Below are 19,976 nucleotides of genomic sequence, written 5' to 3' on the forward strand. Positions count from 1 at the left end.
TGTTGGGGGGGGCTCGCCCTCGCGCGCGTTTCCCCCCCCCCCCCCCCACGCCCCGCCGACGCCAACCGCATGGTGGGCGCGGGGGCCGGGGCTCAGCCCCGGGCCACGATCCGGTCCAGGCGGCGCAGCGACAGCCGGATCATGAGGTCCAGCACCCGTGCGGCGAACGGGGCCGTCACGGCACGGGGCAGGGGACCTGCGAGGTACACGTCCTCCCACCAGGTCACGGCGCACCGTGCGACGGGCTCCGGCCGCGTCGTGGCGGGCACGTGGTGGCCGGCGAGCGGCACGACGACGATCCCCGCCTCCCCGAGCAGCGCCGGCCCGAGCTTCAGGTACGTCGCGCGACCCGCCTGGCCCTGCGCGGCGGGCGGGTCCCACTGCGTGATCCGCATCCGGTCGGGGAAGCCCGGCGCGCCCTGCGGGGCGAAGGGCCCTGAGACCATCGTGAACTCGGCGCCGACCCCCGGGCGCCAGGCGGTCGCGGGCACCGGTGATCCACCCGGCCCGTGGAACACCCCGCGGCTGAGCGGCACCCACCGGGGGTGCGTCCGCACGTCCGCGACGAGCGCGAACGCACGCTCGGCGCTGATCGGGAGCACGTGCGTGAGCTCGACGCGGCCCGGGTTCGACACCCGACCCTTCGCCGGGTCCCCAGGCGTCACGGAGTCTTCTTCGTCCCGCGCCAGCGCACCGACCGGATGCCGCGCGGCGTCCCGGTCCTGGCCGCACCTCGGGCCCGGCGAGCAGCGTCTCGTTCGGCGGCCTCGTCGACCACCCCCGGTCCCGCACCGGGCACCGGGGCGTCGACGATGCCGAGCCGGTCGGCAGGTGCGGGGACGAGCAGCGGGGGAGCGGCGCCGTCGGGCACCTCGACGACCTCCAGCACCGGCCGGAAACCCTGGGGCGGCGGACCGAAAGCCCGCCGCGTCTGGCTGATCACGGTCTTGCCGAGCGCGCGGGACCCCGCGACCCCCACGACCGCGCCCACGCCGAACGGCACGAGCCGCCCGATCGCGAGGCCGCCGTGCTTGACCATCTGGGTGCGCAGGAACTTGTTCGTCAGGGCCTTGTTGACCTGCTTGAGCGTGCTCGACGGCATGCTCGTCATGAGGACCTTGCCCCACGCCATGGCGGACCCGCCCACGGCCTTCTCGACCTGCTGCGAGCCCTTGTCGCCGAGGACCGACGCGAGGAGGAGGGCGCGGCGTCGCGCGGCGTCGTCGACCTCGAAGCCGTACACGTCCGCGACCGCGAGCGAGAACGCGGCCGACGACCCGAAGTACGTCGCGACGTCGCTCGCGGTCAGGGCGATGCCCACGCCCGTCCCGACGGCCGGGAACGCCGCGGCCGCCCCTACCGCGCCCCCGGCCGTACCGATGACCATGAGGTACTCGCGCTCGAGGATCCCGATGATCTGCGCGGGCGACGCGTGCGGGTTGCGGCGACGCAGCCCGTCGACGTGCGCGTGGATGACCGACGACGGGATGGTGACGGCCTTGTCGAGCGCTGCGTCGAGCAGAGGAGTGCTGCGCAGGTCGCCCCAGTCGTCGGCCGGCGCCCCCTCGGGGACGTCCTGGACCGCCGTGAGACGACCGTGCGGCTGAGGCACGGGCCGTACGCTGTCCGACGTTCCCCAGACTGCCATCTGGGCGTCGGTGTCCTTCTTCTTGCGACCCATCGGACGACTCCCTCCTGTGGCTCCTGGCGACCCCGCGACCGGTGGCCGCAGGGTCAGGCGGCGATCACTCGCCGACCGCACCCACGACCGGGCCGAAGGTGTGCTCCACTGTCGCACCGTTCTTGACCGTTCGCCCCACGGTGCACGTGGTCTCGATCGCGCGGTCCGCGACCTTCAGGAGACGCTCGCGCGCGTCGTCCTCGAGGCCCGACAGGTCGATCTCGAAGTGCTCCGTGACGGCCGTGTACCGGTCCTCGGCCATGTCCTTGGCGCCGTCGACGCGGATCGTCACCTCGTAGTCGTCGCCGAGGCGGCGCGCGAACGGCGCGTCGCTGCTCATGCCCGCGCACGCGGCCAGCGCGATCTTGAGGAGCTCGCCCGGCGTGAAGACCGCGCCCGCGCTCGCGGGGCCGATCGACACGCTCGCGCCACGCGCGGAGAAGCCGGTGTACGTGCGGGTGCCGGTGCGCTCGACCCACAGGGCGTCCGTCGGGGACGGGGACGACGCGGGGATCTCTTCGGCTGCGGCTGTGGGGTTCGTCATGCTGCTGATCTTCCCATCCTCGGGGTGGTGCCGATCCGGGTGCTCGGACCGCAGGACGCCCCGTGGTCCGGAGCGCGCTGCGGTGATCGGTTTGCCTACACTCGCAACATGCCCGCGCAGCAGCCGATTCCCACGCCCTACGAGGACCTCCTCCGGCTCGTCCTGGAGACCGGGACGCACAAGTCGGACCGCACGGGGACGGGGACGCGCAGCGTGTTCGGCCACCAGATGCGCTTCGACCTGTCGCAGGGCTTCCCGCTCGTCACGACCAAGCGCGTGCACCTGAAGTCGATCGTCTACGAGCTGCTGTGGTTCCTGCGCGGCGACTCGAACGTGCGCTGGCTCCAGGAGCACGGCGTGAAGATCTGGGACGAGTGGGCCGACGAGGACGGCGAGCTCGGCCCCGTGTACGGCGTCCAGTGGCGCTCGTGGCCCACACCCGACGGGCAGCACGTCGACCAGGTCAGCCAGGTCCTCGAGACGCTGCGCACCGACCCGGACTCGCGCCGCATGATCGTCTCGGCGTGGAACGTGGGCGAGCTCGACAGGATGGCCCTGCCCGCCTGCCATGCGTTCTTCCAGTTCTACGTGGCCGACGGCAAGCTCTCGTGCCAGCTCTACCAGCGCAGCGCGGACCTGTTCCTGGGCGTCCCGTTCAACATCGCGTCGTACGCGCTGCTCACGCACATGGTCGCGGCGCAGTCCGGCCTGGAGGTCGGTGACTTCGTGTGGACGGGCGGCGACTGCCACATCTACGACAACCACGTCGAGCAGGTGCGCGAGCAGCTCGGCCGCGAGGCCTACCCGGCCCCGACGCTGCGCCTCGCCCCGCGCGACTCGCTGTTCGACTACACGTACGAGGACGTCGAGGTCGTGGGCTACCAGCACCACCCGACGATCAAGGCCCCGGTGGCGGTGTGAGCCGTCCGGCTGTCGGGCTGGTCTGGGCGCAGGCGCGCGACGCCGCGGGGCGTCCCGTGATCGGGGCGCTCGGCGGCATGCCGTGGCACCTGCCCGAGGACCTCGCGCACTTCCGCCGCGTCACCACGGGCCACCCGGTCCTCATGGGCCGGGTCACGTGGGACTCGCTGCCGCCGCGCTTCCGCCCCCTGCCCGGGCGGCTCAACGTGGTCGTCACGCGCCAGGAGGACTGGCTGCCCGACGGCGCCGCCCACCCCGGCGGCACCGGCACCGGCGTCGTGGTCGCCCCGTCCGTCGAGGAGGGGCTGGCGCTCGCGTCGGCTGCCGCCGAGGAGTCGGGCTCGGGGCAGGTCTGGGTCATGGGCGGGGCTCAGGTGTACGCCGCGACCCTGCCGCTCGCGGACCGCTGCGTCGTCACGGAGATCGACCTCGTCGTGGACGGGGACGCGTTCGCTCCCGCGCTCGCGGCCGGCCCGGACGGCGACTGGGCGCTCGCGGGCGCTCCCTGCGCCCCTGCCGCTGCTGGCACCGCCGGTACCGCCGGTACTGCTACCGCTGGTGCCCCCGCCGCTGGCACCGCGGCGACCGGCGCCTCGGGGGCCGTGGCCGACGACTGGCAGACCTCGGCCGACGGTGTCCGGTTCCGGGTCCTCACGTACGAGCGGCGCACCGGCACGAGCTGACCGGGAGCGGCCGGCAGAGGTTCCGAGAACCCCGGCCGCGGCCACGCCTGCGGGTGCGCTCGCGGGCGCACGGGTCGATCCTTGTCGTGCAACGCGACCTGCGACCCGGAGGACACCATGACCGAGACCACGCTCGCCGAGTCCTTCGACGGGCGGCGGTTCACGTACCGCCTGCCGAGGGAGTCGAGCATCGGGCCGGGGGACTTCGTGACGATCGGCGTCGCGTTCCCCGAGACGGCCGAGCACCCCGGTGACGCCCTGGTCATGGGGCAGGTCCTGACGCGCGCGACCGAGCGGGGCGACGCCGTCGGGCACGGACGCGTCCTCGGGGAGCTGCGGCCGGACGGCACGGTCGTCGGGTCCGGGGGCGACCCGTTCACGTCGCACGACCTCACGCCCGCCGGCGCCGGCGTCCTCGAGGCCCTCCAGGCGCGCGAGCGCGCGACCCTGCGCATCGGCGAGCTGCACCACAGCCGCGGGAACGTCGACGCCCTGCTCCAGCCGCTGCGCTTCAACCGGCACACGTTCCTGTGCGGGCAGTCGGGCTCGGGCAAGACGTACGCGCTCGGGGTGCTCCTCGAGCAGCTCCTCATCGACACCGACCTGCCCATGGTCATCCTCGACCCGAACTCGGACTTCGTGCGGATCGGCGAGCTGCTCGCGTCCGCCTCGACCGAGGACGCCGCCCGCCTGCGCGAGCTCGACGTGCGTGTCCTGCGCAACGACGGCGAGCACCACCCCGTGAGCGCTCGGCTGACCGCGATGACGGCCGCGAGCCAGGCCGCCGTGCTCCAGCTCGACCCGCTCACGGACCGCGGCGAGTACAACACCTTCCTGCGGATGCTCGAGAGCGCGACGGGCGAGGGCGCGACGTCGGGCGTGATCGACCCGGCGGCCGCGGTCGCGCGCGAGATCGCCGAGGACGGGACGATCGACCCGCAGTCCATCCCGCGGGCGCTGCGGGCCAGCAAGGAGCCGGACGCGCAGGCCCTCGCCCAACGGATCGAGAACCTCGGCATCCTGGAGTGGGACGTGTGGGCGCGGGTCGGGCAGTCGGTCAGCGAGGTGCTCGACGAGGGGCCTCGCGCGGTCGTCGTCGACCTCGGCAGCCTGCACACGCACGAGGAGCAGCTCGCGGTCTCGCTCGCGCTGCTCGACGACCTGTGGGCGGACCGCGAGGCCCGGTCGCCCCGGCTCATCGTGATCGACGAGGCGCACAACGTGGTCTCGGCCGAGCCCGCGACCCAGCTCCAGCGGCTCACGACCGAGCGTGTCATCCAGATCGCCGCCGAGGGCCGCAAGTTCGGGCTGTGGCTGCTGCTCTCGACCCAGCGGCCCTCCAAGATCCACCCCAACGTGCTCTCGCAGTGCGACAACGTGGTCGTGATGCGCATGAGCTCGCCCGCCGACGTGGCCGAGCTCGAGAGCGTCTTCGGCTTCGCGCCGCCCGAGCTGCTCGCGGCCACGCCGTACTTCCGCCAGGGGGAGGCGCTCGTCGCGGGAGGGTTCGTGCCCGCCCCGGCGATCATCCAGATGGGGGCGCGCCGTACGGTCGAGGGCGGCTCGGACGTCGCGGTGCCTATGCCGGGCTGAGCGTTGCCCGAGCGGCCGGCAGCCGCGCGACGACCGTGAGCCCGCCCCCGTCGCGCGGCTCGGCCGTGACCTGGCCGCCGTGCGCGGCCGCGACCGAGCGCACGATCGACAGCCCCAGCCCGACGCCGCCGCGCACGTAGCCTCCCCGCCGGTCGGCCACGGCGCCGTCGCGCGCGAGACGACGGAAGGGCTCGAACAGCGCCTCGACCTCGTAGGTCGGCACCACGGGACCCGTGTTGGACACGGCGACCTCGACCGACCCGTCGGGTCCGGGACGGGTCGCGACGGCGACGCGGCCGCCCGGCTCGTTGTAGCGCACGGCGTTGTCGACGAGGTTCTGGACGAGACGTTCGAGCAGGACCGCGTCGCCCTGCGTCGGGGTCGGCTCGGCGTCGAGGTGCAGGTCGACGCCGGCGTCGCGGGCCGGCACGCCGGCGGTCGCGACGGCCTGCGCGGCGACCTCGGCGAGGTCGACGGGCTCGGGGACGAGCGGTGCCTGGTCGACGGCGGCGAGCGTCAGGAGTCCTTCGATGAGGCGTTCCTGGCGTGCGTTCACGGCGAGCAGCGTCGTCCCGAGGTGGCGCGCGTCCTGGTGGGTGCCGGGGTCGTCGAGCGCGACCTCGAGGACGGTGCGCGTGATCGTGAGCGGGGTGCGCAGCTCGTGCGACGCGTTGGAGACGAAGCGTCGCTGCCCGTCGAACGCCCGGTCGAGGCGCTCGAGCATCTGGTCGAACGTGTCGGCCAGGTCCTTGAGCTCGTCGTCGGGACCGTTGTGCGCGATGCGCTCGTGCAGGTTGTCGTCCGCGACGCGGCGGGCCGTGGCCGTGATGCGGTGCAGCGGGGCGAGGACGCGCGACGACATGACCCACCCGAAGCCGACCGCGAGGACGCCGATCCCGAGCAGCGCGAGGATCGACCACGTGAGGACGCTGCGCAGCGTCGCGTCGCGGGCCTCCTGGTTGTTGGTCTCGACGACCTTGCGCAGGTCCGCGAGCGTGCCGGAGCCGGTGGACAGAGTCGCGGCCGGGTCCACGGTGCTCGCGGACGGGCTCAGGGGGAAGCTCTGCCCCGCGACCAGGTCGGCCGTCAGGGACGGGTCGAGCGTCGAGTACATGCCGATGTCCGACGCCTCGACCGCGCCCACCGCGAGGCCGACCGAGTCGACGGGCTGCCGGTCGATCGCCGCCGCGAGCACGACGTACAGGACCGCGATCAGCACGGCACCCGCGACGACGAACGCCGCGGCGTAGACGGCCGTGAGCCGGGCCCGCAGGGTCGGGCGCAGCGCGGGGCGGGCGAGCCTCACGGGACCCGGTACCCGACGCCCGTGACGGTCTCGACGAGCGACGCGTCCTCGAGCTTGCGCCGGAGCTGCTTGATGGTGAAGCGCACGACCCCCGTGAACGGGTCGATGTTCTCGTCCCACACCTTCTCGAGCAGGTGCTCGGCCGAGACGGGGCGCCCGTCGGCGCGCAGCAGCTCCTCCAGCACGCCGAACTCCTTGCGCGACAGGTGCACGAAGCGCCCCTCCCGGTAGACCTCGTGCCGGCTCGTGTCCAGACGCAGGCCCGCGCGTTCGAGGACGGGCGGCGCGGCAGGGCGTGCCCGACGGCCCAGGGCCCGGACGCGGGCGCTCAGCTCGGCGAACGCGAACGGCTTGACGAGGTAGTCGTCGGCGCCGAGGTCGAGCCCGGTCACCCGGTCGAGCACGCCACCGGACGCGGTGAGCATGAGGACGCGCGAGTCACCGTCCGAGGCCACGATCGCCCGGCACACGTCATCGCCGTGGACGCCGGGCAGGTCGCGGTCGAGCACGACGACGTCGTACGCGTTCACGTCGATCCGCGCCAGCGCCTCGTGCCCGTCGAGCGCGACGTCGACCGCCATCGCCAGACGTCGCAGTCCCGTCGCGACGGCCTGCGCGATGAGCTCCTCGTCCTCCACCACCAGTACTCGCACCCCAGGAGCATGGCGGGAGGCGCTGTGAGATCTCTGTGAGGTCGCGGCTCACGAGGGCCTCACAGGTGCCCGGGTGGACTGCTCCTGAACCCGTTCCCCGACGTGAGGACCACATCATGACCATCCACCAGACCCGGCCCGGCGGGGCCGTCCGCTCCGGGACGCGCCGCCGGTCGGCCGCCGCAGCCTTCGTCGTCGCCCTGCTCACGGTCACGCTCTCGGCCTGCGCGCCCGACGACGCCCCGGGCGTCGCGAGCGCCGGCGACGGGAAGGGGGAGACCAGCGAGGCCGGGGACGAGAAGTCGTTCGACGACATGACCGACGCCGAGCGCGACGACATGGCGCGGAAGTTCGCGAGCTGCATGCGCGACAACGGCGTCGACATGCCCGACCCGGACACCGACGGGGGCCTGTCGATGGCGTCGGGCACCGTCGAGGCAGGCAGCATGGACGAGATGGACGCGGCCTTCGAGGCCTGCCGGGAGTTCATGCCGAACGGCGGCGAGCCCATGAAGATGACCCCGGAGGACCTGGAGACGCAGCGTGAGTTCGCCAAGTGCATGCGGGAGCACGGCGTCGACATGCCCGACCCCGACCCGAACGGCGGCATGACGGGCGCGCTCGAGCTGCCCGAGGACATGGAGGCGTTCGACACGGCGCTCGAGGCGTGCAACGAGTCCGGGTCCGGTGCCGGGCTCAGCGTCCAGAAGAGCGTTCCCGGGGACGACGAGTGAGCCGCCGGAGCGCGGTGCCCGGAGCGCCCGGACCGAGGCGTCGGCGCCACGGGCTGGTGATCGGCGGGGTCGTGGGCACCGCGGTGATCGGCGCCGGCGTCGTGCTGGCCCTGACGGGGTTCGGCCGCGGGGCCGACCCCGCGCCCGCCGCGACCGGTCCCGCCGAGACCGCGACCGTGACCCGGCAGACCCTCGTGCAGCGCACGACCGTCAAGGGCACGCTCGGCTACGGCGAGGCCGTCGTGCGAGGGCACCAGGGAGCCGGCGGAGCCGACGGTGGAGGCGGCGGGACGGTGACGTGGCTGCCGGGCGTGGGCGACGTCGTCGACCGTGGGGGAGTGCTCTTCAAGGTCGACGAACGCCCGACCGTCCTCCTGCTCGGCACGCTGCCCGTGTACCGCGAGCTGGGATCCGGTGCCGAGGGCGAGGACGTGCGCCAGCTCGAGGAGAACCTCAAGGCCCTGGGCTACACGGGCTTCACCGTGGACACGAAGTTCACGGAGTCGACCGCCGAGGCCGTCAAGAAGTGGCAGAAGGACCGCGGGGTCGAGAAGACGGGCACGGTCGGCCCGTCCGACGTCCTCGTGGCCGCGGGGCCGGTGCGCGTCGACGCGCTCAAGGCGCGCGTCGGCGATCCCGCCGCCGCGGAGATCCTCACGACGACGGGAGTCGACCGGGCGATCTCGGTCGACCTCGACCTCGCCGACCGCGAGCGTGCCGTCGAGGGTGGCACCGTGACGGTCGAGCTGCCGGGAGGTGCGACGACGGAGGCGGTGGTCTCCGCCGTCGGGAGCCCTGAGGTCGTCGAGGACGAGAGCGGCATACCCGGGTCCTCCGACAAGACCGTGATCCCCGTGACCGTGACCCTCCCCGAGGGGACCGACGCCGACGCGGGCTCCGTCAAGGTCACGTTCGTCGCGGCCGAGAGGCCCGACGTCCTGACCGTGCCCGTCGCGGCGCTCCTCGCGCTCGCCGAGGGCGGGTACGGGGTCGAGGTCGTCGAGGACGGCACGAGCCGGATCGTCGCCGTCGAGACCGGGATGTTCGCCGACGGGAGCGTCGAGATCACGGGCGACGTGGCCGAGGGCGACGTCGTCGGGATGCCGTCGTGAGCGCGGTCTCCGTCGCGCGCGACGCCGTCGACCACCCCGAGACCTGGAGAACCGTGACAGGCACGGGCTCGCCGGGCACCGACCCGGGCGCGGGCGGTGGTCCCGTCGTGACCCTCCACGAGGTGTCCCGCGTCTTCCCGGGCGGGGTCGCCGCGCTGCGCGACGTGCACCTGGACGTCCATCGCGGCGAGCTGCTCGCGATCGTCGGGCCCTCGGGCTCGGGCAAGTCGACCATGCTCAACGTCATCGGGACGCTCGACCGGCCCACGTCGGGCCGGGTCCTGATCGACGACTTCCTCGTCGAGGACCTCGACGACCGCGAGGTGTCCGCGCTGCGCGCGAGCCGCATCGGGTTCGTCTTCCAGCAGTTCCACCTGGCCGTCGGGGTCTCGGCGCTCGACAACGTGGCCGACGGGCTCCTGTACCGGGGGGTCGGACGCCGCGAGCGACGTCGTCGGGCCGCCGAGGCCCTCGACCGCGTGGGGCTCGGGCACCGGCTGACGCACCGTCCGCACGAGCTGTCGGGCGGTGAGAAGCAGCGCGTCGCGATCGCTCGCGCCGTCGTCGGGGACCCGCCCCTGCTGCTCGCCGACGAACCCACGGGCGCGCTCGACACGGCCGCGGGGGCCGGCGTCATGGACGTGCTGCGGGGACTGAACGCGGCCGGGACGACCGTCGTGATCATCACGCACGACCGCGAGCTGGCGGCCTCCCTGCCCCGGCAGGTCGCGATGCGCGACGGCGAGATCGTCGCGGACGGGAACCTGCCCCCGGGCGGGGCGGGGACGGCCCTCGGGAGCGCTGGGAGCGCTGGTGGTGCTTCGTCCGGTGCCGGTGCCGGTCCCGCGGCCGCCGCCGCCCCGGCGACCACGACCGCCGGGGAGGCACCGTGCTGACCACGCTGCGCCCCGCGCGCCTCGGCCCGCCCGACGTCCTGCGCGTCGGCGCGACCGGCCTGCGCACCCGCCCCCTGCGGGCCGTGCTCTCGGCCCTGGGCATCGCGATCGGCATCGCGGCGATGGTCGCGGTCGTCGGGATCTCGAGCTCGTCACGGGCCGAGCTCGACCGGACGCTGACGGCCCTCGGGACGAACCTGCTGCGCGTCGCACCCGGGACCGACCTGTTCGGCGAGGCCGCGACCCTGCCGCCCGAGGCGGTCGACATGGTGCGCCGGATCGCGCCCGTCGAGAACGCGACCTCGGTCGCGCAGCTCGACGCCAAGGCCTACCGCTCGGACCTGATCCCGACGGGGGAGTCGGGCGGGATCGGCGTGTACGCGGCCGACCTCGACCTGCTCGAGTCCATCGGCGGCACCGTCGCGGACGGGGCCTGGCTCTCGGAGGCGACGGCGCGGTACCCGGCCGTCGTCCTGGGGCACACGACCGCGCAGCGCCTGGGGATCACGACCCCGGACCCGGCCGTCAAGGTGTGGATCGGTGGTGAGTGGTTCACGGTCGTCGGCATCCTCGACCCCGTGCCGCTCGCCCCCGAGATGGACCTGGGTGCGCTCGTGGGCCGTGAGGCCGCCGCGGAGTACCTCGACTGGGACGAGCTGCCGACCATGATCTACACGCGCACCCGCGAGGACTCCGTCGAGCAGGTCCGCGGTGTCCTCGGGGCCACGGCCAACCCGCAGGCGCGCAACGAGGTCGACGTCTCACGGCCCTCGGACGCGCTCGCGGCGCAGCAGGCCACCGACGAGGCGTTCACCGGGCTGCTCGTCGGTCTCGGGGCGGTCGCCCTGCTCGTGGGCGGGATCGGGGTCGCCAACACCATGGTCATCTCGGTCCTCGAACGACGTGCCGAGATCGGCCTGCGCCGCTCGCTCGGCGCGACCCGGGGCCAGATCCGCGGGCAGTTCCTCGTGGAGTCGCTCGTGCTCTCGCTCATGGGCGGTGCCGCGGGGGTCCTGATCGGGATCGGCATCACGGCCGGGTACGCCGCGTCGCAGGAGTGGCCGGTCTCGGTCCCGCCCGTGGTCGTGGTGGGTGGGCTCGTCGCGACGCTCGGGATCGGTGCCGTCGCCGGGCTCTACCCCGCGGTGCGGGCGGCACGGATGTCCCCCACGGAGGCGCTCACGGCGGTCTGACCGGTGGGTCGTCAGAACGGGCGTGGACCAGGGGTCACGCCCGTTCTGGCAGCCGGGGGCGTCCGGTGGGACGGTGGTGCGACGTCACCCCCGACGGCGTAGCGTGCGAGCCGCCGACGCCGCACCACCGGGCGCCCTCGGCCCGAGGCGGCCCGCCCCACCCGGTTCGGCCGCCCGCACCACGACAGGGGAGACATGCACGCACGACCTGGCCGACACCTGACCGCGACCCTGCTGGGGGCGGTGATCCTCGCCGTCGGGCTGGGGGCGTGCTCCCCCGCGGGACCCGAGGCCGCCGAGCCGCCGCGCGAGCCCGCCCCCGCCGAGGCGCCCCCGGCGGCCCCCGCCGAGCTCGCAGGAGCCGACACGAACCCCTTCCTCGCGGGCGAGCCCTCCGCCCACCCGGACATGCAGTCCGTCCACGCCGCCGCAGCGCTCCGGACGAGCGACCCCGACGCGGCCGCGGCGCTCGACGTCGTCAGCGAGGCAGGCGCGTCCCTGTGGGTCGGGGACTGGTTCACGCCCGCGGAGGCCGAGGCCCTCGTGCGCGACCACGCGCGCACCGCCAACGAGGCCGGACGCACCGGCGTCGTCACGGTCTACGCGATCCCGGCCCGCGACTGCGGGTCCTTCTCCGCGGGCGGCCTGACCCCCGAGGAGTACCCCGCCTTCGCGCAGGCTGTCGCCGACGGGCTGCGCGGCACGCGCACCGCCGTCGTGCTCGAGCCCGACGCCCTGCCCGACCTCGGCGCGTGCCCCGAGCAGGGCGACCGCGCCGGGCTCCTGCGACAGGCCACCGCGGCGCTCGCGGACGCGGGCGCGAGCGTCTACCTCGACGCGGGGAACTCGGCGTGGGTCGACGCCCCGACGATGGCCGACCGGCTGCGGCAGGCCGGGATCGACGACGCCCGCGGCTTCGCGACCAACGTCTCGAACTTCCGCACGACCGCCGACGAGCGCGCGTACGCCGACCGGCTCGCCGCGCTCCTCGGGACGCACTACGTGGTCGACACGTCGCGCAACGGGCTCGGGCCCCTCGGCGACGGGCCCCTCGACTGGTGCAACCCCGCCGGTCGGGCGCTCGGCGAGAAGCCCGGCGCGGTCGACGACGGCAGCGCGCTCGACGCGTACCTCTGGGTCAAGGTCCCCGGGGAGTCCGACGGCGAGTGCGACCGCGGCGACCCGGCCGCCGGTCAGTTCTGGCCCGAGTACGCGATCGGGCTCGTGGAGCGCGCGGGTTGGGACACTGCGGGGCCGGGACGCTAGGCTGTCGGGCGTCCCACCGGGCCCGAACCGCCGTGTTCGCGCCCACGCGCCTGTAGCTCAGGGGATAGAGCACCGCTCTCCTAAAGCGGGTGTCGCCAGTTCGAATCTGGCCAGGCGCACCACCACGCCCCCGGGGGCGGAGGCCAGGGCCGTTCCGCCTCACCGCTCCTCGCGCCGCTCGACCGGCACCTCGGGCGTCCGGCCTCGCGCCGCCACCACCCGCTCCGCGAACTCCTCGACCGCTGTGACGACGGCGTCGAACCGTACCGAGTGGAACAGGTCGAACCCGTGCTGCGCCCCGGGCAGCTCGGCGTAGACGACCGGGCTGGTCGAGACCCCGCGCAGGTCGGCGACGAACTGGCGGGCCCCCTCGACCGGGACCAATGTGTCCTGGTCGCCGTGCACGACGAGGAACGGGGGAGCGGCGGGGCGCAGGTAGGCGCTCGGTGCCGACTCGACGCCCTGGTCGCGGCCGCTGCCGTAGTACTCGCCGAAGTAGCCGTAGAGGCACACGGCCCCGACCACGGAGGTGTCGGCGTCCTCGAAGCCGGGCTGGAACTGCGGGTCGCCGGGCGTCAGGGCCGCGAGCGACGCCAGGTGCGCGCCCGCCGAGCTGCCCGCGACGACGACGCGGTGCGGGTCGGCCCCGTACGCGGCGCCGTGCTCCCGGACCCAGGCCAGGACCCGCTTGGCGTCGACCAGGTGGCCGGGGAAGTTCGTCGTCGGGCGCAGGCCGTAGTTCGCGCTCACGCACACCCAGCCGCGGCTCGCGAGCCGCGAGAGCATCGCGCGGGCCTCAAGCTCCTTGCGCCCGCTCACGTACCCGCCGCCGTGGAAGTACACGAGGGTCGGGCCGTCGGCCGGGCGCGACCGGGGGCGGTAGACGTCGAGGCGGTGCTCCCGGCCCCGCGCGCCCGCGGTGCCACCGGCGACGCCGCCGACCCTGCCGCCGGTGTCCGCACCGTAGGGCACGTCGCCCAGGCGCTCGACGTCGCGTCGGCGCACCGCGAACGGGGCCAGGAGGATCCGCGCCCAGGGCAGCCCACGGTTCGTGACGGTGCCCGGCCCTGCGCGGAGACCGTCGGCCAGGGCGTGGTCGAGCGCGGGCGCTGCCAGCAGGCCGCGGCGGGCGACCAGGACCAGGCCGACGGCGGTCAGAGCGGCCAGGGCGAGAGCGACGCGTCCGCCCGTCGACCCGAGGTCTCCGTCGGCGAGCGCCCAGGCCGTCACGGCCCCGAGGGCGACCAGCAGGGTGAACGGCTGCTCGTTGACGAGGACGCTCATGCGGAAGGCGACGCGGCCCAGTCGCGGAGGCCGGCGGGCCGGGCTGAGCGACGCCGACGTGCAGCACGCGACGAGGAGCACGGGGACGAGATACCCGATCGGCATGGCGGCTCCTTCGCTGCCGGTGGGCGCGTCGCGCCCCTGGTTCCCGGTCTACACCGGAGCGCGCGGAGGTGCGCGTCGGGCCGTCCGGTCGCCGGACGAACGTCCTGGCTCGCCACCTTCGAGGAGGTGACGACAAAGGGCGCGTCGACGGAAGGTCCCGCGCCGGCTCCAGGTAGTTGAAATTCGAACTGAATTCCCGGCGAGGTGCCCGACCGGCGAGAGATCCGGGGAGGCTCGTGCGCGGTGGCCGTTTCGGCGGTGCCCACTTTTGTGGGCGATTCCTCGAACAGCTCAGGCAGGACAGACGGGGGTCGTCGCACTCGTGCTCGGTCCCCGGCGCGCCCCCAGGTTCCGCTTCCCCCGGGTGCGACCTGACCGGGCCTGCTCGCGCCCCGCCCCGCGGCCCTGGGGCGGACGCGTCGCCGAGGCGGCACGGCGGGCCGTGGCCCAGACGGCGAAGGTCTCACCCGCCGCGGCCGACAATTCGTCGCACCTTCTCGGAATCCGCACCCGGGGGCATGCGTCCGAGAGAGCCTGGCCCTGGAGGCATTTCAAGATTGCCCCCGCACGCATTGATCAATGGTCACCCGCCTGCATTCCCGGTGCCCGGCGACAATGACCCGGTCGCACGCGCCGCCCCTCCGCTCCTGGCATTCGACGACCCCTCGTCCATCTGCTGATCGTGACCCGTCCGCGAGACGCCCCACCGGCGGGTCCAGCCTTGCGGCCGCCTCTAGGCTGGAAGGGCTTCCGGGGATGGCCGGGGGCCATCGCCGGAAGGGCATCACGCATGAGCGACGTTCTGCACGACGACCACAGGACCGACCCGTCGAGCATCAAGGGGTTCCGGCACAGCAGGCAGTGGGTGTTCGGCACCATGCTGGTCTCCGCGCTCATCAGCCTCACGGCCTCGTTCGTCCTGTCCTACGACGCGGTCCTCCTTGCGGCGAACCCTGCAGCCGAGCTCTCGTGCAACGTCAACGAGGTCCTGTCCTGCGGTGCCGTCGGGGTCGCGTGGCAGTCGTCGCTCTTCGGCTTCCCCAACGCCTTCCTGGGGCTGATCGCGGAACCCGTGGTCATCACGATCGCGGTCGCGAGCCTCGGCGGGGTGCGGTTCCCGCGCTGGTTCATGTTCTCCGCGCAGGTCGTGTACGCGCTGGGCCTGATCTTCGCCTACTGGCTCTTCTACCAGTCGATGTTCGTGATCGGTGCGCTGTGCCCCTGGTGCCTGCTCGTCACGCTCTCGACGACGCTCGTCTTCATGACGCTGCTGCACTGGAACATCATCGAGGACAACCTGTACCTGCCGGCCAGGGCGCAGGAGCGTGCGCTGTCGTTCGTCCGCTCGGACGCGGACGTGTTCCTGACCGCGACGTGGGTCGTCCTGATGATCGCGGGCGTCCTGCTCAAGCACGGGTCCAAGCTCTTCGGCTGACCTCGGCGCCCGGTCCGGCGCGGGGGAGGCCCCCTGCCCGACGGCGCCGCCCACCTCACGGCCACGCCTCGCCCGGGGCGTGGCCGTCGTGCGTCGGGACGGACGGTGCCCGAGCGTGCGGAGCGACCCGCCGGGCGATCGTCCACGAACAATCCATCACATCGAACTGGACGCTCGTCCATCTCCGCGCGGACGAACGTGCGGACACATTTGACGAACGGGCGAAGACCTTGCACAATCGTCTCTGACGGTGCGTATCGCCTGCCCCCTGCGCGGTGCGCACCGTCCTCAATCTTCTCGGCCTTCCCCCTGTGCAACGGTGCGCTCGGGACGCCCAGGTGCCGAACCCTCCCTCAGAAGCCGTCGGTGAGAACACCTCACCCGCGGTGACCCACCCGAAGTCGCCGCCCCCGGCGTGCCGGTGCCGGTTCCGGTCGGCCGGGCGGTTAGCGTGCGAGAGTGAACGCAGCCGCCCGCAACCCATCTGCCCGCGAGACCGTGGCCGATACCGCTCGGCCGCTCACCGACCAGGACGCGCACGACAGCGCCGTCCGAGGTGCGGCCTCGGCCACCGAGAGCTCGACGAACCTCGCGAGGCCGACGCTCGTCGAGCCACCGACCACGGCCGAGCTCGTCGAGGACGCCGTCCGTTCCTGGCGGGCCTCGCTCGTCGAGCTCGCGGGCGGTTCGTCGCTCGCCGACATCGGCCTCCTGGGCGACGCGGTCGTCGATCTCACCGCCGCCCACCCCTCGGGTGTTGCGCAGCTCTTCGCCGGCCGCCCGACACGGCTGTCCAACCTGTTCCGCGAGGGGGCCTCCCTGCCTGCCGCGCGGCGCCGGGCCCGTGCGGTGGTCGTCCGGTCGCAGGAGCACGCCCAGCGCTACGGTGTCGCGCCCACCTATCTCGCGATCGGCGTCACGACCTGGACCGAGGGGGAACCCTCGCGCCTCCCGACCGACGACGTCGCCGCCCTCGCGCACGTCGCGGGCACCACCTACAGCCGGACCATCGACGGCGCCACGGGACTGCCCGCAGGGCCCGCCGCCGACGACCCGGCCGACCCCACGCGGTCCGCGACCACGCCGTCCCCGGCGAGCGGCGCCGTCGGGCAGGGGGAAGGGCCCGCGCGCGACGGCGCCGAAGACGCCGACGCCGAGCCCACCCTCCCGCGCACCGTGCGCGCCCCCGTCCTGCTGCGCCCCCTCACGCTCACCCCGCGCGGTGACAGCGAGACCGACTACGACCTCACGCTCGAGCCGACCGTCGAGATCAACCCCGTCCTCGCGCGCACCCTGCGCGCCCACGGCGGGCTGATCGACCCCGTCACGCTCGCCCGCAGCGCGTTCACGCCCGCAGGCTTCGACCCCTCGGACGCCCTGGCCCGCATCACGGCCGTGGGCAAGGCCGTGCTGGGCGACTTCGAGCTCGCGCAGCGGGTCCTCGTCGGGACGTTCGTCCACCCCGGCCAGGTCCTCGTCGACGACCTCGACGAGCTCGCGTCAGGCCTCGAACGGCACGAGGTCGTCGCGGCCCTCGCCGGCTCCGAGGAGGCCGCGACCGCGCTCGCTCGCGAGCTCCCGGCCCCGCGCGTCGGCGACGCCGACCCGACCCAGGAACGGGGCGTGGGCGACCTCGACCCCGCGCAGCGCCACGTCATCGACGCGCTCGCGACCGGCAGCCACCTGTTCGTCGACGCGCCCCCGGGCGCCGACACGGCAGGGACCATCGCCGCCGTCGTCGCCGAGGCCGCAGCGAGCGGCCGCAGCATCCTCTACGTCCCGGGCCACCGCCGCGCCGCGGAGACGCTCGCGACCCGGCTCGGCGAGCTCGGGCTCGACGGGCTGCTGCTCGACATCGCGCCCGAACCCACGTGGCGGACCACGGCCTCCCACCGCCTGCTCGGTGCCATGGCCGCCGAGGCGGAGACGGTCGACACCGACTCCGTCGCGCGGGTCCGTGACGGCCTCCTCGGAGCGCGTGCCCAGCTCTCGGGCTACATCGAGTCCCTGCACCTGGTCCGCGAACCCTGGGGAGTCTCCGCCTACGCGGCCCTGCAGGCTCTCGCTCGGCTCACCGCGCAGCGCCCCGCCCCCGGCACGACCGTCCGCCTGGGACCCGAGGTCACGATCCGGATCGGCGCCGAGCGGCGCGCCGAGATCTCGACACGCCTCGTGCGCGCGGCCGAGGTCGGGGCCTTCACGCTCCGCTCGACGTCGACGCCCTGGTTCGGTGCGGACATCACGAGCGCCGAGAACGCCCAGGACGCCCTCGTCCGGGTCGAACGGCTCTCCGGCCAGACGCTCCCGCAGCTCCGCGACCAGGTGGCGTCCGTCGCGACGACCACGGGACTCACCCCCGCCACGACCGTCCGGCAGTGGGGCGACCAGCTCCGCATGCTCGGCGGCATGCGCGGCACGCTCGACGCGTTCCAGCCCATGATCTTCGAGCGCACCGCGACCGACCTCGTCGAGGCGACCGGCACGCGCGAGTGGCGGACCGCGAACGGCATCGACATGGGCTGGGCCCACCGTCGACGCCTGCGCCGGCAGGCCAAGGACATGCTCCGTCCCGGCGTCCGGGTCCCCGACCTGCACGCGGCCCTCATCGAGGTCCAGGCGCAGCGTGCCGTCTGGCAGGCGCAGTGCCCGCGCGGCGGGTGGCCGACCCTCCCCGAAGGGCTCGCCGCGATCGAGGACACGTACGAGGCCGTCCGGATCGACCTCGAGTACCTCGACCCGGTCCTCGCCACGACCCCCGTCGGAGCAGACCTCCTCGACCTGCCGATCAGCGAGCTCGCGGTGCGTCTCGCGGCCCTCGGCGAGGACCAGGAGGCGCTCGAGAACCTGCCCGCGCGGACGTCCGCCCTGCGGACCCTGCGCGACGAGGGCCTCGGCGACCTGCTCGACGACCTCTCGGCACGCCGCGTCGAGCCCGAGCTCGTGGGCCCCGAGCTCGACCTCGCCTGGTGGAGCTCGGTCTTCGAGCAGGTCCTCGCCCAGGACCCGGCCCTCGCCGGACAGGACGGGGCCGGTCTCGAAGCGCTGGCCCGCCGCTTCCGCGACCTCGACCGCACGCACGTCGCAGCGCTGTCCGCCCCCGTGCGGCTCGCGGTGCGGGAGCACCTCGGTGCGGCGATGCGCGACCACCGCACCGAGGCCGAGGCGTTGTTCACCGAGCTCCTCGAGGGGCGCATGACGAGCCTGCGCGACGCCCACGAGCGCTACCCGGAGGTGCTGCGTCGCCTGCGACCGTGCGTCGTCGCGTCCCCGACCCTCGTGCCGCACCTGTTCACCCCGACCCGCACGGTCGACCTCGTGATCCTCGACGCCGCGCAGCACATCCCGGTCGAGCTGGTCCTGTCGTCCCTCGCGCGCGGACGTCAGGTCGTCGTGTTCGGCGACCCGCGGGCCGCCTCGGGCTCGACCGTGGGCGAGCTCGCCGCGATCCTGCCGACGGTCGCCCTGTCCGCGGGCGGCACGCGACGAGACCCCTACCTCACGGCGTTCCTCGCCGCCCACGGCTACGAGGGCGTCCTGCGGCCCAGCCCGCTGCCCCGCGCGGAGCCCCTCGTCCACCTCGACCTGGTTGATGGCGCGGGCATGCCGGACCCGGCGTCGGGCGCGGTCGAGAGCACGCAGGCCGAGGTCGACCGCGTCGTGGAGATCGCGATCGAGCACGCCATGACACGACCCGAGGAGTCGCTCGGCATCGTCACCGTCAGCTCGGTGCACGCCGACCGGATCCGGGATGCGCTCCTCGGCGAGGTCCGGCAGAACCCGGCCCTGGCCGTCTTCTTCTCGGGGGCTCGGGCAGAGCCCGTCGTGGTCGCCGAGGTCTCGGGCGTCTCCGGTCTCAGCCGCGACACGATCGTCCTGTCGATCGGCTACGGGCGGACCCCGCACGGGCGCGTGCTGCACCGCTTCGGCGTGCTCAACGCGCCGGGCGGCGACGCCATGCTCCTCGACACCCTGGGCTCGACGCGCCGGCGCCTGCACGTCGTCACGTGCTTCACGGCGTCCGACCTCGACCCCGAGCGCCTGCGCGGGCACGGGGCCAAGCTCCTCGCGGAGGTGCTCGACCTCGCCGAGCAGCGCAACGGCCGTGCCGACCAGGTCACCCTGGGCAACGGTGTGGACGTGGGCGGCAACCCCGACCGCCTCGTGATCGACCTCGCCGAGCGCCTGTGGCGTGCGGGGCTCGTGGTCGAGACGGACTACGGGGTGGTCGGCGGAGACCGGATCCCCCTGGTCGTCGGTCACCCCGACATCCCGGGCGAGCTCCTGGTCGCGGTCCTGACCGACGACGACGCCTACGTCGCCGAGCGCAGCGTGCGCGTGCGTGACCGTCAGCTCGCGGAGCGGCTCGAGCGCACTGGCTGGGTCGTCGCCCAGGTGTGGTCCGCCGCGGCGTTCCTCGACCCCGCGAAGGAGGCCGAGCGCATCCGCCGGGTGGTCCAGGCCGTGCGCGACGCGCGGTTGCCCGAGCTCGGTGGGATCGCGCAGACGGGGGGCCGCGACCGCATCGTCGTCGTCCCCGTGGTCGCGGACGACGAGTTCGGGACGGACTGAC

The 19,976-nt window shown here is 74.1% G+C and carries 16 protein-coding genes and 1 tRNA gene; 11 read left to right on the forward strand and 6 right to left on the reverse strand.

The window, feature by feature from the left end; genetic code table 11:
* Positions 1-92: 92 nt before the first annotated feature.
* From ACFVQ3_RS16955 to ACFVQ3_RS16965, 3 genes are all read right to left on the reverse strand, one after another.
* Complete coding sequence (locus tag ACFVQ3_RS16955) at positions 93-665, reverse strand: SRPBCC family protein (protein ID WP_387641502.1); 573 nt, start codon at positions 663-665, stop codon at positions 93-95.
* Positions 662-1,681 carry a hypothetical protein gene (locus tag ACFVQ3_RS16960; protein WP_387641504.1) on the reverse strand — a complete coding sequence of 340 codons (1,020 nt, stop codon included), beginning with the start codon at positions 1,679-1,681 and terminating at the stop codon, positions 662-664. Before ACFVQ3_RS16960 ends, ACFVQ3_RS16955 begins: the two co-directional genes overlap by 4 nt.
* A 64-nt stretch (positions 1,682-1,745) precedes the next feature.
* A complete protein-coding gene (locus tag ACFVQ3_RS16965; RefSeq protein WP_387641507.1) occupies positions 1,746-2,225 on the reverse strand; it encodes an OsmC family protein in 480 nt (159 codons plus the stop codon).
* Between the two features lie 108 nt (positions 2,226-2,333).
* On the opposite strand from ACFVQ3_RS16965, the gene ACFVQ3_RS16970 reads away from it, so the two are divergent.
* The 3 genes from ACFVQ3_RS16970 to ACFVQ3_RS16980 all read left to right on the forward strand — a co-directional run bounded on the left by ACFVQ3_RS16970 (position 2,334) and on the right by ACFVQ3_RS16980 (position 5,422).
* Positions 2,334-3,146 (forward strand): thymidylate synthase, encoded by an 813-nt coding sequence (locus tag ACFVQ3_RS16970; RefSeq protein ID WP_387641510.1) that lies wholly within the window; start codon positions 2,334-2,336, stop codon positions 3,144-3,146.
* Positions 3,143-3,829: a dihydrofolate reductase gene (locus ACFVQ3_RS16975; RefSeq protein ID WP_387641512.1), complete on the forward strand. Its 687-nt coding sequence runs from the start codon at positions 3,143-3,145 to the stop codon at positions 3,827-3,829. Before ACFVQ3_RS16970 ends, ACFVQ3_RS16975 begins: the two co-directional genes overlap by 4 nt.
* 117 nt (positions 3,830-3,946) lie before the next feature.
* Positions 3,947-5,422, forward strand: a complete 1,476-nt coding sequence (locus ACFVQ3_RS16980) for an ATP-binding protein (RefSeq protein WP_387641514.1) — start codon at positions 3,947-3,949, stop codon at positions 5,420-5,422.
* Here ACFVQ3_RS16980 and ACFVQ3_RS16985 read toward each other — a convergent pair.
* Together ACFVQ3_RS16985 and ACFVQ3_RS16990 are read right to left on the reverse strand one after the other, a co-directional pair.
* Complete coding sequence (locus ACFVQ3_RS16985; RefSeq protein ID WP_387641517.1) at positions 5,409-6,728, reverse strand: ATP-binding protein; 1,320 nt, start codon at positions 6,726-6,728, stop codon at positions 5,409-5,411. The two genes, ACFVQ3_RS16980 and ACFVQ3_RS16985, sit on opposite strands and share 14 nt — an antisense overlap.
* Positions 6,725-7,381, reverse strand: a complete 657-nt coding sequence (locus ACFVQ3_RS16990) for a response regulator transcription factor (RefSeq protein WP_387641520.1) — start codon at positions 7,379-7,381, stop codon at positions 6,725-6,727. The genes ACFVQ3_RS16985 and ACFVQ3_RS16990 overlap by 4 nt, the downstream gene beginning before the upstream one ends.
* Positions 7,382-7,497: 116 nt before the next feature.
* Between ACFVQ3_RS16990 and ACFVQ3_RS16995 the strand changes: the two genes are divergently transcribed.
* From ACFVQ3_RS16995 to ACFVQ3_RS17020, 6 genes are all read left to right on the forward strand, one after another.
* Positions 7,498-8,115 (forward strand): hypothetical protein, encoded by a 618-nt coding sequence (locus tag ACFVQ3_RS16995; RefSeq protein ID WP_387641523.1) that lies wholly within the window; start codon positions 7,498-7,500, stop codon positions 8,113-8,115.
* A 14-nt stretch (positions 8,116-8,129) separates the two neighbouring features.
* Positions 8,130-9,227 carry a peptidoglycan-binding protein gene (locus tag ACFVQ3_RS17000; RefSeq protein WP_387641525.1) on the forward strand — a complete coding sequence of 366 codons (1,098 nt, stop codon included), beginning with the start codon at positions 8,130-8,132 and terminating at the stop codon, positions 9,225-9,227.
* Positions 9,224-10,123, forward strand: coding sequence for an ABC transporter ATP-binding protein (locus ACFVQ3_RS17005; protein ID WP_387641528.1), 900 nt, complete (start codon positions 9,224-9,226; stop codon positions 10,121-10,123). The genes ACFVQ3_RS17000 and ACFVQ3_RS17005 overlap by 4 nt, the downstream gene beginning before the upstream one ends.
* On the forward strand, positions 10,117-11,316 hold the full coding sequence (locus ACFVQ3_RS17010) for an ABC transporter permease (protein WP_387641531.1): 1,200 nt from the start codon (positions 10,117-10,119) through the stop codon (positions 11,314-11,316). The genes ACFVQ3_RS17005 and ACFVQ3_RS17010 overlap by 7 nt, the downstream gene beginning before the upstream one ends.
* A gap of 195 nt (positions 11,317-11,511) precedes the next feature.
* Entirely contained in the window at positions 11,512-12,582 is a 1,071-nt protein-coding gene (locus ACFVQ3_RS17015; protein ID WP_387641533.1) for a glycoside hydrolase family 6 protein, read from the forward strand.
* Positions 12,583-12,628: 46 nt separating this feature from the next.
* Positions 12,629-12,704: transfer RNA gene (locus ACFVQ3_RS17020), tRNA-Arg, on the forward strand.
* Between the two features lie 37 nt (positions 12,705-12,741).
* Here ACFVQ3_RS17020 and ACFVQ3_RS17025 read toward each other — a convergent pair.
* Positions 12,742-13,971 (reverse strand): alpha/beta hydrolase, encoded by a 1,230-nt coding sequence (locus tag ACFVQ3_RS17025; RefSeq protein WP_387641535.1) that lies wholly within the window; start codon positions 13,969-13,971, stop codon positions 12,742-12,744.
* Between the two features lie 790 nt (positions 13,972-14,761).
* Between ACFVQ3_RS17025 and ACFVQ3_RS17030 the strand changes: the two genes are divergently transcribed.
* Positions 14,762-15,406 (forward strand): vitamin K epoxide reductase family protein, encoded by a 645-nt coding sequence (locus tag ACFVQ3_RS17030; RefSeq protein ID WP_387641538.1) that lies wholly within the window; start codon positions 14,762-14,764, stop codon positions 15,404-15,406.
* A gap of 459 nt (positions 15,407-15,865) precedes the next feature.
* Positions 15,866-19,975: a hypothetical protein gene (locus ACFVQ3_RS17035; RefSeq protein WP_387641540.1), complete on the forward strand. Its 4,110-nt coding sequence runs from the start codon at positions 15,866-15,868 to the stop codon at positions 19,973-19,975.
* Position 19,976: the final 1 nt, after the last annotated feature.

The sequence above is a fragment of the Oerskovia sp. NPDC057915 genome, assembly GCF_042887685.1.
In the GTDB taxonomy this organism is placed as follows: domain Bacteria; phylum Actinomycetota; class Actinomycetes; order Actinomycetales; family Cellulomonadaceae; genus Oerskovia.